This window comes from Candidatus Poriferisodalis sp. (assembly GCF_965204195.1).
In the GTDB taxonomy this organism is placed as follows: domain Bacteria; phylum Actinomycetota; class Acidimicrobiia; order Acidimicrobiales; family Poriferisodalaceae; genus Poriferisodalis.
Window position 1 is genome coordinate 3,059 of the sequence record NZ_OZ241975.1, and the last position, 17,715, is coordinate 20,773.

The following is a 17,715-nucleotide window of genomic DNA, read 5'->3' on the forward strand; positions in this document are numbered from 1 at the left end:
TCACGGTTGAGCGGCGGGCAGGGTGGTGACGGTCGCGTGGGTGCGCTCGCCTTTGCCGGCGTCGTTCTGGGCTCGCACCCAGACCTCGTAGGCGGTGCCGGGTTCCAGGTTGCGGAAGATGGTGGTGAGCTTGCCTGCTTGGGGGCGGTGGGTTTTTCCGTTGCCGCCGCCGCCGGGTTTGATGTGCACGATGTAGCGGTGGGGGGCGCCGCCGGACTGGGGGGCGTGCCAGGTGACGGTCACGTTCTTCTTGGCGGCGGTGAGTTGCAGGCCGCTCACGGGGCCGGGCAGCTCTGGGGGCGTGTCGCCTTGCTGGGCTTGGGGTTCGCGTTCCTGTTCGGGCACGAACTCCCGCGGCTCGGGTTGTTGGGGTTCGGGCTCTGCGGGTTCGGGCTGTTGGGGTTCGGGCTGCGGCTGCTGGGTCGGCGGGTCGTGTTGCTGCTGGGGTTGGGGGGCGGTTTGGGTGATGTCGATGCGGTAGTTGGTGCGGCTGCCGCCGCTGGTCGCCATGAGCCACAGCTCGGTGGGGCCGCCGTCGGGTGCGAGGGCCAGCTCGACTGGCGTGCCGGAGGGGCGTATGCGGGCGGGGCGGGTGTAGGTGGCGGCGCCCCAGCGTGATCCGGCGAGCACGTTCGCCTCGCTGTGCCATGTCGGGGTGAGGGTCACCGTTGCGGTGCCTGCGGGGACTGTGGCCCGGTAGATGGTCACGCCCGGGGCGAAGGCCGGGCTGAGCGGCACTGTCTGGGTGCCGGCTGTGAGGGCGATGCCGCACAGCGGTGAGCTGTCGGTCTCGCACTCGGGCAGCTCGGGCTGCTGCTGCTGGGGCTGCTGGTCTTGGCGGGGCCGTTCGACGCGTCGGGGTTCGCGGTCTGTCGACGCTTCGCCGCGTGTGACGGTGAGTGTGTACTCGCGTGGTGCGGGCGCTTTGGGTGCGTCGACTTCGAGGGTGATGACGTTGTCGCCGATCTCGAGCGGCACGTCCGCTGCGGAGGTGGCTGTGTCCACGGGCCTGCCGTTGACTTTGGCTTCGGCGGCGGAGTACGCGGTGGCGGCCGTCACGGTGATGCGTGCCACGTCGTGGGGGACGCTCAGCGCGAAGCTGCCGCTGGGCGAGGAGATGTCCACGGCGGTGGTCGGCAGGGTCTGGGCGGGGTCGGCGGGGGCGACGGTGAGCGCGCGCAGGTTGAGCCCGGCGGGTCCCATCAGTTGCAGATCTTGTGCTGTCAGCCGCGGCGCGTCGGTCCACGCCCCGATGGCGAGGTGTTCCACGTCGAGGCGCAGGCACAGCTTCGCGGTCGCCTGCTGGCCGCCGGGCGGTATCGCGAGGCTGTGCCCGCCGTAGAGCCGCGCAGCCCCCAGCGCGGTGCCCGCGGGCAGGCAGTCGCCCCAGTAGGCCGCGCCGACGCCGTCGATGCTGAGATTCACCGTGATGCCCGGCGTGCTGGGCCGGTCCAAGCGTGCGGTGATGTCCACCGTGCCGCCCGCGGCGGCGTCCTGGGGGTCCACGCTGAGCGTCAGCGCGGTGGGCGGGCTGTCGCCCAGCACCCGCACCGCAAAGGCGGACGCGGCGAGCCTGAGGCCGTTGGAGTCCGAGGTGCCCGCGGTAACCGTCATCGTGCGCCCCGCGGCCGCCGCGGTCGCGCACAGCCTCACCGTGGTCTCGGTCTCGCCGCGGGGGATGATGTCGGCCGTGCCGTGCTCCCAGGCGCAGTCGGGCCCCCAGCGCGCCCCGCCGCCGTCGCCAGAGGTGTCGAACCACACCTCAGTCGCCGTCAACGCCGGCCGGTCCAGCCGCGCGGTCACCATCACCGAACCGCCCGCCGCCACAACAGCAACAGCAGACCCCCCAGGACGCGCCACATCCAACACCAACGACGACGGCGGCGACGGAGCGACAGGCGTGCCGGAACCGGTGGACCACCGCGCGGGAGTCTCACCGGCATAGGCGAGCGGACGCACCCGCACGTCATAGCTGTGGCCGTTGGCGAGCCCCTCGATGGTGTAGGCACAACAGATCGAATACAAGGTGTTGCGCGTACCCGAAATGACCTTGACGGGCTCCACCCAGCCCGTGAACGGGTTGCCCGGCGTGGTGGCGGCCGCATCAGCCGCCGACGACGACTTCCAGTTCACCTCATAAGAAGCATTCGGACCCCACGGCCGGTTCCACGACAACGCCAAAGAACCGTCGCCGGGCTCCACCCTCACCACCAACCACCCCGACGGGCGGCTGTCTGCCGGCGGCGCACCCGGCACCACCGTCACAGTCACCGCCACCGACCCGATACTGGTAGAGGTCGGATACCCGGCGGTGTCGGCGGACTGGGTGACCGCATGGCTGACCGTCGCGGTCCCCGCCGCCACACCGGTCACCGTGAACGGCTTGGCGGTCGACCAGTTCGTCGGGGTGAACGTGAACGATGCCGGCGCGACGGTGGCCTTGCCGGCCGCACCAGACGTGGCGCTGACCGTGACGTTGCCGGCGGGTTTGGTGTCCAGCACCAGCGTGTAGGTGGCGGTGTTGGATGCGCCGGTGGCTTCGGTCACCGACACCGACGATTTGCTGACGGTGACCCCGGCGGTGTCGTCATCGGTGATCGTGACCGTGGCGGTGTCCTTTCCGGCGCCTTCCTTTGTCCAGCCCGACGCCGAAGTGGCGACGGTGATGGTGAACGTCTCGTTGTTCTCGTCGAGGTCGTCGTCGACCAACGGCACCGACACGGTGGCCGTGGTCTGCCCGGCGTTCACGGTCACCGACGACGGAACCGTCCCCACATCCGCCGCGGTAGCGGTGGACGGGCTGGTGTAGCCCGCAGTGACGGTGAACGCCACCCCGCCGGTGGGCGCCGCAGCCGACAGGGTGATTGTCAACGACGCCGACGCGCCCTCCGCAGCCGAGACAGTGGGGGTGATCTTGAACGTCTTGGCCTCGTCATCATCCACCGACACAGACACACCATCAATGGAGATGCTGTTGTAATCGCCGTCGCTGCTCGTCGCCGAATGCGAGACGGTGACCGACTCGTTCTCCGCGTCGCCGTCAGACACTGCCGTCACGGTGAACGTCTTCGTCGTAGACCAGTTGGCGGGGGTGAACGTGAACGACGTGGGCGCCACAGTGGCTGCACCCGCGTCGTCCGACGAGATCGCGACCACCACGTTTTGGGTGGGTTTGGAGTCCAGCACCAGCGTGTACTCAGCCGTGTTCGACGCGCCCGCGGCTTCGGTCACCGACACGGCGGACTTGGACACGGTGACCCCGGCGGTGTCGTCATCGGTGATCGTCACCGTCGCTTTGTCCTTGTCCGAGCCCTTGACCGTCCAGCCCGACACTGAAGTGGCGACCGTGACCGTGAACGTCTCGTCGTCCTCATCCAAGTCGTCGTCTGTGAGGGGCACCGTCACCGTCGCGGTGGTCTCACCAGAGGAGACAGTCACCGACGACGGAACAGTGCCCACATCCGCCGCGGTCGCAGTCGACGGGTCGGTGTAGCCCGCAGCAACAGTGAACGCCACCCCCGAAGACGGCGCCGCCTCACCCAAAGTGATCGTCAGCGAAGCACTGGCACCCTCTGCCGCCGAGGCCGTCGAGGTGATCTCGAAGGTCTTGGCGGTCACCGTCACCGCCACCGACCCGATGCTGGTGGAGGTCGGATACCCGGCGGTGTCCGCGGACTGGGTGACCGCATGGGTGACCGTCGCGGTCCCCGCTGCCACGCCGGTGACGGTGAACGGCTTGGCGGTGTTCCAGTTGGTGGGGGTGAACGTGAACGACGCCGGCGTGACGGTGGCCTTGCCGGCCGCACCAGACGTGGCGCTGACCGTGACGTTGCCGGCGGGTTTGGAGTCCAGCACCAACGTGTAAGTCGCGGTCGAACCCGCTGAGACCGCCACCGACGATTTGGACACCGATATCCCGGCGGTGTCGTCGTCGGTGATCGTGACCGTGGCGGTGTCCTTGCCTGTCCCCTCCTTGACCCAGCCCGACGCCGAAGTGGCGACGGTGATCGTGAACGTCTCGTTGTCCTCGTCGAGGTCGTCGTCGACCAACGGCACGGTGACCGTGGCGGTGGTCTGCCCGGCGTTCACGGTCACCGACGACGGAACAGTGCCGACGTCCGCGGCGGTGGCAGTGGAGGACCCGGCGTAGCCCGCAGTGACGGTGAACGCCACCCCACCGGCGGGCGCCGCAGCCGACAAGGTGACCGTCAACGACGCCGACGCGCCCTCCGCAGCCGACACGGTGGGGGTGATCTTGAACGTCTTGGCCTCGTCGTCATCGACGGTCACCGACACAGACCCGATGGAGATGTTGTTGTAACCCGCGTCGGTGCTGGTGGCCGAATGGGAGACGGTGACCGTCTCGTCCTCCGCGTCGCCGTCGGCCACTGCCGTGACGGTGAACGTCTTGGGGGTGTTCCAGTTCGTCGGGGTGAACCTGTAAGTGGTGGGCGCGACGGTGGCTGCGGCCGTGTCGCTGCTGCTGATCGTGACGGCCACGTTGCCGGTGGGTTTGGAGTCCAGCACCAGCGTGTAAGTAGCGGTGTTCGATGCGCCTGTCGCTTCGGTCACCGACACGCTGCTCGTCGACAATGTGACCCCGGCGGTGTCGTCATCGGTGATGGTGACGGTGGCTTTGTCATCGCCTGAGCCCTTGACTGTCCAGCCCGACGCGGTGGTGGCGATGGTGACCGTGAACGTCTCGTCGTCCTCGTCGAGGTCGTCGTCGACCAACGGCACCGTGACCGTCGCGGTGGTCTGACCAGAGGAGACAGTCACCGGGCTGGTGATCGTGCCGACATCGGCCGCGGTAGCGGTGGAGGGGCTGGCGTAGCCGGCGGCAACAGTGAATGCCACCCCCGAAGACGGCGCCGCCTCACCCAAAGTGATCGTCAACGAAGCACTGGCGCCCTCTGCCGCCGAGGCGGTGGGGGTGATCTCGAAGGTCTTGGCGGTGGCGGCTGTGGGTGTGCCCGAACCGGTGACCCAGACGCTTTTGCCGACCGCGTTGACGGCCCGGACCCGCACGTCATAGGCGGTGCCGTCGGTCAGCGAAGTGATCTGCGCTGTGGTGGCGGTGCCCGTGTGTGTTACTGGCACCCAGCCGGTGGCCGCATCACCGGGGGTGGTGGCGGCCGTATCGGCAGCCGTGGCGGTCTTGTAGGCCAGGTCGTAGCCGGTGATTGTTGCGCCGCGGCCGCCTGCGTCGGCGGGTTCGAGCCACTCCACGGTCAGTTTGGCGGCTGCGGCGGTCACCGCCGGGCTGTTGGACGGCGCCAGCAGCTCGACGGTGACGGCCTGGTCGTCGGTCCACGACGGCCCCCCCGACCACAAGTAGAGACCCCGGAACCCCGAAGACAGCGCATAGGAGGCGCCGGCGGCGCCGCCGATGCGCAGCTTCGTGTTCCGCAGCCCCTGGGGCAGGTTCCCGCCGGTGGACAGCCTCATGTTCAGGTTGCCGCCCGAGTCCACAAACAGCTCGGTCACCCGCAGCGACTTGCCGCCAAAGGAGAACCGGTCGCTGCCGAGCCCGCTGCCGCAGGCGTCGAGCCCGCCCGGCGCGTTGTCACAGCCCCGGTCGGAACCGTCGGCGTCGACCGTCAACGTCGTCGACCACACCGCCGCGTCGGGGCCGCCCGGCGCGCCCGGATCGCCCCAAGTCGTGACAGCGGCCTGCGGAGACGAGTTCTCAATCACCGTGGAACCGGACTTCACCACCAGATGGGCCCGCACCAGATACTGCGTCGCCTTCGCGAACCCGACGAGCACATGAGAACCCGCGGTCGACGACGTGTCGCGCGACACACCCGACGGAAAACTGTGAGCAGTCCCCCGCGACGACGGCCACTCAGCCGACGCCGTCTTGACCTGCACCACCACGTCATAAGTGGCCGCGTCAGGATTCGTGGTGACCACAGTCACCTTCGGGGTGCCGTCACTGTGGCCCCCCGCCGTCACCGCGACCCCCACAGCCGGATAGGCCCGCTCGACGGTGACGGTGTAGGCCTTGACAGTGGCGCCGTCCACCGCGGTCACCACGACCGGAACCACGTTCTCGCCCCAGTCCAGGCTCACCTGCCGGACCGTGCCGCTCTGCCCGCCGATCGACACCGAGGCGTCGGGCACCCGCGGCGTGGCCCACACCTTCACCGCCGACACGTCCTCGTCCACCTCCACCACGAACCGCGTGCCCCCCGACCCCTGAGCGGTCAACCCCAGACGCGTATTCGTCGCGTCGTCAGCCAACGTCACCCGCAGCCCCTGAAGAGACGCGTCGTCGCGGGCCTCGTCATCATCGACGGTCACCGACACCGACCCGATCGAGACGCCGCGGTAATCGGAGTCCCTGGACGTCGCCGTGTGGCTGATGGTGACCGACTCGTCCTCCGCGTCGCCGTCAGACACTGCCGTCACGGTGAACGTCTCCGCCGTCGACCAGTTCGCCGGAGTGAACGTGAACGACGTCGGCGCCACCGTCGCCGCGAAGGCGTCGCTGCTCCTGAGCGAAACGGCCACGTCGGCGGTGGGCTCGGAGTCCAGCACCAGCGTGTACTCAGCCGTGTTCCCGGCGCCCGACGCCTCGGTCACCGACACGGCGGACTTGGACACGGTGACCCCGGCGGTGTCGTCATCGGTGATCGTCACCGTCGCCTTGTCCTTGCCCGAGCCCTTCACCGTCCAGCCCGACACTGAAGTGGCGACCGTGACCGTGAACGTCTCGTCGTCCTCATCCAAGTCGTCGTCTGTGAGGGGCACCGTCACCGTCGCGGTGGTCTCACCAGAGGAGACAGTCACCGACGACGGAACAGTGCCCACATCCGCCGCGGTCGCAGTCGACGGGTCGGTGTAGCCCGCAGCAACAGTGAACGCCACCCCCGAAGACGGCGCCGCCTCACCCAAAGTGATCGTCAGCGAAGCACTGGCACCCTCTGCCGCCGAGGCCGTCGAGGTGATCTCGAAGGTCTTGGCGGTCACCGTCACCGCCACCGACCCGATGCTGGTGGAGGTCGGATACCCGGCGGTGTCCGCGGACTGGGTGACCGCATGGGTGACCGTCGCGGTCCCCGCTGCCACGCCGGTGACGGTGAACGGCTTGGCGGTGTTCCAGTTGGTGGGGGTGAACGTGAACGACGCCGGCGTGACGGTGGCCTTGCCGGCCGCACCAGACGTGGCGCTGACCGTGACGTTGCCGGCGGGTTTGGAGTCCAGCACCAACGTGTAAGTCGCGGTCGAACCCGCTGAGACCGCCACCGACGATTTGGACACCGATATCCCGGCGGTGTCGTCGTCGGTGATCGTGACCGTGGCGGTGTCCTTGCCTGTCCCCTCCTTGACCCAGCCCGACGCCGAAGTGGCGACGGTGATCGTGAACGTCTCGTTGTCCTCGTCGAGGTCGTCGTCGACCAACGGCACGGTGACCGTGGCGGTGGTCTGCCCGGCGTTCACGGTCACCGACGACGGAACAGTGCCGACGTCCGCGGCGGTGGCAGTGGAGGACCCGGCGTAGCCCGCAGTGACGGTGAACGCCACCCCACCGGCGGGCGCCGCAGCCGACAAGGTGACCGTCAACGACGCCGACGCGCCCTCCGCAGCCGACACGGTGGGGGTGATCTTGAACGTCTTGGCCTCGTCGTCATCGACGGTCACCGACACAGACCCGATGGAGATGTTGTTGTAACCCGCGTCGGTGCTGGTGGCCGAATGGGAGACGGTGACCGTCTCGTCCTCCGCGTCGCCGTCGGCCACTGCCGTGACGGTGAACGTCTTGGGGGTGTTCCAGTTCGTCGGGGTGAACCTGTAAGTGGTGGGCGCGACGGTGGCTGCGGCCGTGTCGCTGCTGCTGATCGTGACGGCCACGTTGCCGGTGGGTTTGGAGTCCAGCACCAGCGTGTAAGTAGCGGTGTTCGATGCGCCTGTCGCTTCGGTCACCGACACGCTGCTCGTCGACAATGTGACCCCGGCGGTGTCGTCATCGGTGATGGTGACGGTGGCTTTGTCATCGCCTGAGCCCTTGACTGTCCAGCCCGACGCGGTGGTGGCGATGGTGACCGTGAACGTCTCGTCGTCCTCGTCGAGGTCGTCGTCGACCAACGGCACCGTGACCGTCGCGGTGGTCTGACCAGAGGAGACAGTCACCGGGCTGGTGATCGTGCCGACATCGGCCGCGGTAGCGGTGGAGGGGCTGGCGTAGCCGGCGGCAACAGTGAATGCCACCCCCGAAGACGGCGCCGCCTCACCCAAAGTGATCGTCAACGAAGCACTGGCGCCCTCTGCCGCCGAGGCGGTGGGGGTGATCTCGAAGGTCTTGGCGGTGGCGGCTGTGGGTGTGCCCGAACCGGTGACCCAGACGCTTTTGCCGACCGCGTTGACGGCCCGGACCCGCACGTCATAGGCGGTGCCGTCGGTCAGCGAAGTGATCTGCGCTGTGGTGGCGGTGCCCGTGTGTGTTACTGGCACCCAGCCGGTGGCCGCATCACCGGGGGTGGTGGCGGCCGTATCGGCAGCCGTGGCGGTCTTGTAGGCCAGGTCGTAGCCGGTGATTGTTGCGCCGCGGCCGCCTGCGTCGGCGGGTTCGAGCCACTCCACGGTCAGTTTGGCGGCTGCGGCGGTCACCGCCGGGCTGTTGGACGGCGCCAGCAGCTCGACGGTGACGGCCTGGTCGTCGGTCCACGACGGCCCCCCCGACCACAAGTAGAGACCCCGGAACCCCGAAGACAGCGCATAGGAGGCGCCGGCGGCGCCGCCGATGCGCAGCTTCGTGTTCCGCAGCCCCTGGGGCAGGTTCCCGCCGGTGGACAGCCTCATGTTCAGGTTGCCGCCCGAGTCCACAAACAGCTCGGTCACCCGCAGCGACTTGCCGCCAAAGGAGAACCGGTCGCTGCCGAGCCCGCTGCCGCAGGCGTCGAGCCCGCCCGGCGCGTTGTCACAGCCCCGGTCGGAACCGTCGGCGTCGACCGTCAACGTCGTCGACCACACCGCCGCGTCGGGGCCGCCCGGCGCGCCCGGATCGCCCCAAGTCGTGACAGCGGCCTGCGGAGACGAGTTCTCAATCACCGTGGAACCGGACTTCACCACCAGATGGGCCCGCACCAGATACTGCGTCGCCTTCGCGAACCCGACGAGCACATGAGAACCCGCGGTCGACGACGTGTCGCGCGACACACCCGACGGAAAACTGTGAGCAGTCCCCCGCGACGACGGCCACTCAGCCGACGCCGTCTTGACCTGCACCACCACGTCATAAGTGGCCGCGTCAGGATTCGTGGTGACCACAGTCACCTTCGGGGTGCCGTCACTGTGGCCCCCCGCCGTCACCGCGACCCCCACAGCCGGATAGGCCCGCTCGACGGTGACGGTGTAGGCCTTGACAGTGGCGCCGTCCACCGCGGTCACCACGACCGGAACCACGTTCTCGCCCCAGTCCAGGCTCACCTGCCGGACCGTGCCGCTCTGCCCGCCGATCGACACCGAGGCGTCGGGCACCCGCGGCGTGGCCCACACCTTCACCGCCGACACGTCCTCGTCCACCTCCACCACGAACCGCGTGCCCCCCGACCCCTGAGCGGTCAACCCCAGACGCGTATTCGTCGCGTCGTCAGCCAACGTCACCCGCAGCCCCTGAAGAGACGCGTCGTCGCGGGCCTCGTCATCATCGACGGTCACCGACACCGACCCGATCGAGACGCCGCGGTAATCGGAGTCCCTGGACGTCGCCGTGTGGCTGATGGTGACCGACTCGTCCTCCGCGTCGCCGTCAGACACTGCCGTCACGGTGAACGTCTCCGCCGTCGACCAGTTCGCCGGAGTGAACGTGAACGACGTCGGCGCCACCGTCGCCGCGAAGGCGTCGCTGCTCCTGAGCGAAACGGCCACGTCGGCGGTGGGCTCGGAGTCCAGCACCAGCGTGTACTCAGCCGTGTTCCCGGCGCCCGACGCCTCGGTCACCGACACGGCGGACTTGGACACGGTGACCCCGGCGGTGTCGTCATCGGTGATCGTCACCGTCGCCTTGTCCTTGCCCGAGCCCTTCACCGTCCAGCCCGACACTGAAGTGGCGACCGTGACCGTGAACGTCTCGTCGTCCTCATCCAAGTCGTCGTCTGTGAGGGGCACCGTCACCGTCGCGGTGGTCTCACCAGAGGAGACAGTCACCGACGACGGAACAGTGCCCACATCCGCCGCGGTCGCAGTCGACGGGTCGGTGTAGCCCGCAGCAACAGTGAACGCCACCCCCGAAGACGGCGCCGCCTCACCCAAAGTGATCGTCAGCGAAGCACTGGCACCCTCTGCCGCCGAGGCCGTCGAGGTGATCTCGAAGGTCTTGGCGGTCACCGTCACCGCCACCGACCCGATGCTGGTGGAGGTCGGATACCCGGCGGTGTCCGCGGACTGGGTGACCGCATGGGTGACCGTCGCGGTCCCCGCTGCCACGCCGGTGACGGTGAACGGCTTGGCGGTGTTCCAGTTGGTGGGGGTGAACGTGAACGACGCCGGCGTGACGGTGGCCTTGCCGGCCGCACCAGACGTGGCGCTGACCGTGACGTTGCCGGCGGGTTTGGAGTCCAGCACCAACGTGTAAGTCGCGGTCGAACCCGCTGAGACCGCCACCGACGATTTGGACACCGATATCCCGGCGGTGTCGTCGTCGGTGATCGTGACCGTGGCGGTGTCCTTGCCTGTCCCCTCCTTGACCCAGCCCGACGCCGAAGTGGCGACGGTGATCGTGAACGTCTCGTTGTCCTCGTCGAGGTCGTCGTCGACCAACGGCACGGTGACCGTGGCGGTGGTCTGCCCGGCGTTCACGGTCACCGACGACGGAACAGTGCCGACGTCCGCGGCGGTGGCAGTGGAGGACCCGGCGTAGCCCGCAGTGACGGTGAACGCCACCCCACCGGCGGGCGCCGCAGCCGACAAGGTGACCGTCAACGACGCCGACGCGCCCTCCGCAGCCGACACGGTGGGGGTGATCTTGAACGTCTTGGCCTCGTCGTCATCGACGGTCACCGACACAGACCCGATGGAGATGTTGTTGTAACCCGCGTCGGTGCTGGTGGCCGAATGGGAGACGGTGACCGTCTCGTCCTCCGCGTCGCCGTCGGCCACTGCCGTGACGGTGAACGTCTTGGGGGTGTTCCAGTTCGTCGGGGTGAACCTGTAAGTGGTGGGCGCGACGGTGGCTGCGGCCGTGTCGCTGCTGCTGATCGTGACGGCCACGTTGCCGGTGGGTTTGGAGTCCAGCACCAGCGTGTAAGTAGCGGTGTTCGATGCGCCTGTCGCTTCGGTCACCGACACGCTGCTCGTCGACAATGTGACCCCGGCGGTGTCGTCATCGGTGATGGTGACGGTGGCTTTGTCATCGCCTGAGCCCTTGACTGTCCAGCCCGACGCGGTGGTGGCGATGGTGACCGTGAACGTCTCGTCGTCCTCGTCGAGGTCGTCGTCGACCAACGGCACCGTGACCGTCGCGGTGGTCTGACCAGAGGAGACAGTCACCGGGCTGGTGATCGTGCCGACATCGGCCGCGGTAGCGGTGGAGGGGCTGGCGTAGCCGGCGGCAACAGTGAATGCCACCCCCGAAGACGGCGCCGCCTCACCCAAAGTGATCGTCAACGAAGCACTGGCGCCCTCTGCCGCCGAGGCGGTGGGGGTGATCTCGAAGGTCTTGGCGGTGGCGGCTGTGGGTGTGCCCGAACCGGTGACCCAGACGCTTTTGCCGACCGCGTTGACGGCCCGGACCCGCACGTCATAGGCGGTGCCGTCGGTCAGCGAAGTGATCTGCGCTGTGGTGGCGGTGCCCGTGTGTGTTACTGGCACCCAGCCGGTGGCCGCATCACCGGGGGTGGTGGCGGCCGTATCGGCAGCCGTGGCGGTCTTGTAGGCCAGGTCGTAGCCGGTGATTGTTGCGCCGCGGCCGCCTGCGTCGGCGGGTTCGAGCCACTCCACGGTCAGTTTGGCGGCTGCGGCGGTCACCGCCGGGCTGTTGGACGGCGCCAGCAGCTCGACGGTGACGGCCTGGTCGTCGGTCCACGACGGCCCCCCCGACCACAAGTAGAGACCCCGGAACCCCGAAGACAGCGCATAGGAGGCGCCGGCGGCGCCGCCGATGCGCAGCTTCGTGTTCCGCAGCCCCTGGGGCAGGTTCCCGCCGGTGGACAGCCTCATGTTCAGGTTGCCGCCCGAGTCCACAAACAGCTCGGTCACCCGCAGCGACTTGCCGCCAAAGGAGAACCGGTCGCTGCCGAGCCCGCTGCCGCAGGCGTCGAGCCCGCCCGGCGCGTTGTCACAGCCCCGGTCGGAACCGTCGGCGTCGACCGTCAACGTCGTCGACCACACCGCCGCGTCGGGGCCGCCCGGCGCGCCCGGATCGCCCCAAGTCGTGACAGCGGCCTGCGGAGACGAGTTCTCAATCACCGTGGAACCGGACTTCACCACCAGATGGGCCCGCACCAGATACTGCGTCGCCTTCGCGAACCCGACGAGCACATGAGAACCCGCGGTCGACGACGTGTCGCGCGACACACCCGACGGAAAACTGTGAGCAGTCCCCCGCGACGACGGCCACTCAGCCGACGCCGTCTTGACCTGCACCACCACGTCATAAGTGGCCGCGTCAGGATTCGTGGTGACCACAGTCACCTTCGGGGTGCCGTCACTGTGGCCCCCCGCCGTCACCGCGACCCCCACAGCCGGATAGGCCCGCTCGACGGTGACGGTGTAGGCCTTGACAGTGGCGCCGTCCACCGCGGTCACCACGACCGGAACCACGTTCTCGCCCCAGTCCAGGCTCACCTGCCGGACCGTGCCGCTCTGCCCGCCGATCGACACCGAGGCGTCGGGCACCCGCGGCGTGGCCCACACCTTCACCGCCGACACGTCCTCGTCCACCTCCACCACGAACCGCGTGCCCCCCGACCCCTGAGCGGTCAACCCCAGACGCGTATTCGTCGCGTCGTCAGCCAACGTCACCCGCAGCCCCTGAAGAGACGCGTCGTCGCGGGCCTCGTCATCATCGACGGTCACCGACACCGACCCGATCGAGACGCCGCGGTAATCGGAGTCCCTGGACGTCGCCGTGTGGCTGATGGTGACCGACTCGTCCTCCGCGTCGCCGTCAGACACTGCCGTCACGGTGAACGTCTCCGCCGTCGACCAGTTCGCCGGAGTGAACGTGAACGACGTCGGCGCCACCGTCGCCGCGAAGGCGTCGCTGCTCCTGAGCGAAACGGCCACGTCGGCGGTGGGCTCGGAGTCCAGCACCAGCGTGTACTCAGCCGTGTTCCCGGCGCCCGACGCCTCGGTCACCGACACGGCGGACTTGGACACGGTGACCCCGGCGGTGTCGTCATCGGTGATCGTCACCGTCGCCTTGTCCTTGCCCGAGCCCTTCACCGTCCAGCCCGACACTGAAGTGGCGACCGTGACCGTGAACGTCTCGTCGTCCTCATCCAAGTCGTCGTCTGTGAGGGGCACCGTCACCGTCGCGGTGGTCTCACCAGAGGAGACAGTCACCGACGACGGAACAGTGCCCACATCCGCCGCGGTCGCAGTCGACGGGTCGGTGTAGCCCGCAGCAACAGTGAACGCCACCCCCGAAGACGGCGCCGCCTCACCCAAAGTGATCGTCAGCGAAGCACTGGCACCCTCTGCCGCCGAGGCCGTCGAGGTGATCTCGAAGGTCTTGGCGGTCACCGTCACCGCCACCGACCCGATGCTGGTGGAGGTCGGATACCCGGCGGTGTCCGCGGACTGGGTGACCGCATGGGTGACCGTCGCGGTCCCCGCTGCCACGCCGGTGACGGTGAACGGCTTGGCGGTGTTCCAGTTGGTGGGGGTGAACGTGAACGACGCCGGCGTGACGGTGGCCTTGCCGGCCGCACCAGACGTGGCGCTGACCGTGACGTTGCCGGCGGGTTTGGAGTCCAGCACCAACGTGTAAGTCGCGGTCGAACCCGCTGAGACCGCCACCGACGATTTGGACACCGATATCCCGGCGGTGTCGTCGTCGGTGATCGTGACCGTGGCGGTGTCCTTGCCTGTCCCCTCCTTGACCCAGCCCGACGCCGAAGTGGCGACGGTGATCGTGAACGTCTCGTTGTCCTCGTCGAGGTCGTCGTCGACCAACGGCACGGTGACCGTGGCGGTGGTCTGCCCGGCGTTCACGGTCACCGACGACGGAACAGTGCCGACGTCCGCGGCGGTGGCAGTGGAGGACCCGGCGTAGCCCGCAGTGACGGTGAACGCCACCCCACCGGCGGGCGCCGCAGCCGACAAGGTGACCGTCAACGACGCCGACGCGCCCTCCGCAGCCGACACGGTGGGGGTGATCTTGAACGTCTTGGCCTCGTCGTCATCGACGGTCACCGACACAGACCCGATGGAGATGTTGTTGTAACCCGCGTCGGTGCTGGTGGCCGAATGGGAGACGGTGACCGTCTCGTCCTCCGCGTCGCCGTCGGCCACTGCCGTGACGGTGAACGTCTTGGGGGTGTTCCAGTTCGTCGGGGTGAACCTGTAAGTGGTGGGCGCGACGGTGGCTGCGGCCGTGTCGCTGCTGCTGATCGTGACGGCCACGTTGCCGGTGGGTTTGGAGTCCAGCACCAGCGTGTAAGTAGCGGTGTTCGATGCGCCTGTCGCTTCGGTCACCGACACGCTGCTCGTCGACAATGTGACCCCCGCGGTGTCGTCATCGGTGATGGTGACGGTGGCTTTGTCATCGCCTGAGCCCTTGACTGTCCAGCCCGACGCTGAAGTGGCGATGGTGATGGTGAACGTCTCGTCGTCCTCATCCAAGTCGTCGTCTGTGAGGGGCACGGTGACCGTGGCGGTGGTCTGGCCCGACGCCACCGTGACGGGGCTGGTGATCGACCCGACATCCGCCGCGGTAGCAGTCGACGGGCTGGTGTAGCCCGCGGTGACGGTGAACGCCACCCCCGAAGACGGCGCCGCCTCACCCAAAGTGATCGTCAACGAAGCATTAGCCCCCTCCGCAGCCGAGGCGGTGGAGGTGATCTCGAACGTCTTGTCGGTCACCGTCACCGCCACCGAACCGATACTGGTAGAGGTCGGATACCCGCCGGTGTCGGCGCTCTGGGTTATGGCGTGGCTGATCGTCGCGGTGCCGTCCGCCACACCGGTCACCGTGAACTCTTTCGCGGTCGACCAGTTCGCAGGGGTGAACGTGCGGGCGGCGGGCGAGACCGTCGCCTTGCCGGCCGCGCTCGACGTGGCCGACACGACCACGTTCCCTGCGGGTTTGGTGTCCAGCACCAGCGTGTAGGTGGCGGTGCCGCCTGAGCTCAGCGCCACGCTGGACTTGCTGACCGTGACCCCGGCGGTGTCGTTGTCGGTGATGGTGACCGTTGCGGTGTCCTTGCCCGTCCCTTCCTTGGCCCAGCCCGACGCGGCGGTGGCGATCGTGATCGTGAACGTCTCGTCGTCCTCATCAAGGTCGTCATCGACCAAAGGCACGGTGACGGTGGCAGTGGTCTGGCCAGAGGAGACAGTCACCGAGGACGGGACCGTGCCCACGTCCGCGGCCACCGCGGTAGAGGGGCTGGTGTAGCCGGCAGCAACGGTGAACGCCACCCCCGAAGACGGCGCCGCCTCACTCAAAGTCACCGTCAACGAAGCACTGGCACCCTCCGCCGCCGACACCGCCGAGGTGATCTCGAACGTCTTGTTTGGGGGGGTGCTTTGGCCGGTGATCCAGACGCTGTTGCCGACCGCGTTGGCGGCGCGGACCCGCACGTCATAGGCCGTGCCGTTGGTCAGGCCGGTGATCTCGACAGTCGTGGCGGTGCCCGAATGGGACACCGGCACCCAGCCGGTGGACGGGTCGCCCGCGGTGGCGGTCTGGTCGGCCGCGGTGGTGGTCTTGTACTGGACCTCGTAGCCGGTGACTGTTGCGCCCTGCCCGCCGGGGTCTGCGGGCGCGAACCAGCCGACAGCCAGTTTCGTGTGGCCGACGGTCAGTATCGGGGTGCTCGACGGGGCCAGCAGCTCGATCGTGACCTGCTGGTCGTCGGTCCATGTCGGGCCGCCGGTCCAAGTGTGGAGCTTGCCGGGGTCGCTCAGCGGGTAGCTGGTGCCGTTGGTGCCGCCGATGCGCAGTTTCGCGGCTCGCAGGCCCGCAGGGGCGTCGCCGACGGTCTTGAGCCTCAGGTTCAGGTTGCCGCCGGCGTCCACATACAGCTCGGTGACCTCCAGCGTCTTGCCGCCGAAGGAGAACCCGTCGCTGCCCAGCGCGTCGGCGCAGTCGTCCAATCCGCCCGGAGCGTTGTCGCAGCCCCTGTCGGCGCCGTCGGCGTCGACGGTGAGCGTCGTCGACCACGCCGCAGTGTCGGGGCCGCCCGGCGCGCCGGGAACATTCCAGGCGGTGAACGCTTTCTCAGACGACGAGTCGTCGAACACGGCGGGGGTGGCGGCCTTGGTCACCAGATGCGCGCGCACCTGATAGGCCGTGCCCTTGGCGAGGCCGACGAGCACGTGGCTGTCGGCGGTGCTCGACGACGCACGCGACACGCCCGACGGCAGGCTGTGAGCCGCGGCCCGCGCCGGCCACGCAGCCGACGCTTCTTTGACCTGCACGACCACGTCGTAGGCAGCGGCGTCGGGGTTGGAGGTGACCACGGTGGCCTTGGGGGTGCCGTCGCTGTGGGCGCCCGCCACAGCCGAGGTGACCCTCGGCAGCGGGTAGGCGCGTTTCGCGACGATCGTGTACGTCTTGGCAGTCGTGCCGTCCACCGCGGTCACCACCACCGTGACCGTGTTGTCGCCGTAGCCGAGCGCCACGACCTTGCTGCCGCCCGAGGTGCCGTCGATGGTGACCGCCGCCCCCGCAGCGGTCGGCTCGGCGGTGACCTTCACCTCTGTGACGTCGTCGTCGACACGGACCGTGAACCTCGACCCCAGCGTCGGCCGCCGCGGCGTCAACTCAACAGCCGTGCCCTCCGCGTCGGTCAAGGTCACCTCCAACGACTTCAACGACGCATCAGAGGGATCCGCGGGAACACCCGACCCCGACGCCCACGAGCTCGCGCCGGCCGCGTTGGCGGCGCGGACCCGTACGTCGTAGGACGTGCCGTTGACCAGACGCCCGATCGTCGCTGCTGTCGTCGCGGGGCTAGGCACGACGTCCACCCAGCCCGTCGCCGGGTCCCGCCCCGGCGACGCCCGATCAGGCGCCGAGCCCGCCTTGTACTCCACCTCATAGCCGGCGAGGCTCGCACCGCCGGTATCGGCGGGCGCCTCCCACGACAGAACCAGCTTCGAGTCGCCCCCGGCCACGACCAGGCCAGTGGGAGGCCCCGGGTCGTCCCAGGTCACGACCTTGGTCTCAGCGCTCGACGCCTCCACAACCGACTGCGGCGGCGACTTCGTCACCAGATGGGCGCGCACCACGTACTCGGTGCCCTTGTCCAGACCCGTGCCGACATAGATCCTGCCCGCACCCACCGGGACACCAGCACCAGCGACACCGCGAGCAGCCCACTCCGACCCAGCCGACCTCTCGCGCACCTGGAGCACCACCGCGTAACGGCTCGCATCAGGATTGGTGAAACTCACCAGAAGAGACGGCAACCCGCCGACACCCGCCCCCACCCTCACCGAATCCACAACCGGAACCGGCAACACCGTGCCCGAACCGGTCGCCCAGGGGCTTTGGCCTGCGGCGTTGGCGGCGCGCACCCGCACGTCGTAAGCAGTGCCCGCGGT

At 68.7% G+C, this 17,715-nt stretch carries 1 protein-coding gene (running past one end of the window); it reads right to left on the reverse strand.

The window, feature by feature from the left end; translation table 11 throughout:
* Positions 1-17,715, reverse strand: partial view of a fibronectin type III domain-containing protein gene (locus tag ACOGI8_RS00015; RefSeq protein ID WP_419854872.1) — the final stretch only. 18,363 nt of this gene lie beyond the right edge of the window; 17,715 of the gene's 36,078 nt are visible here — the last part of the coding sequence; its start codon lies beyond the right edge, outside the window; the stop codon is at positions 1-3.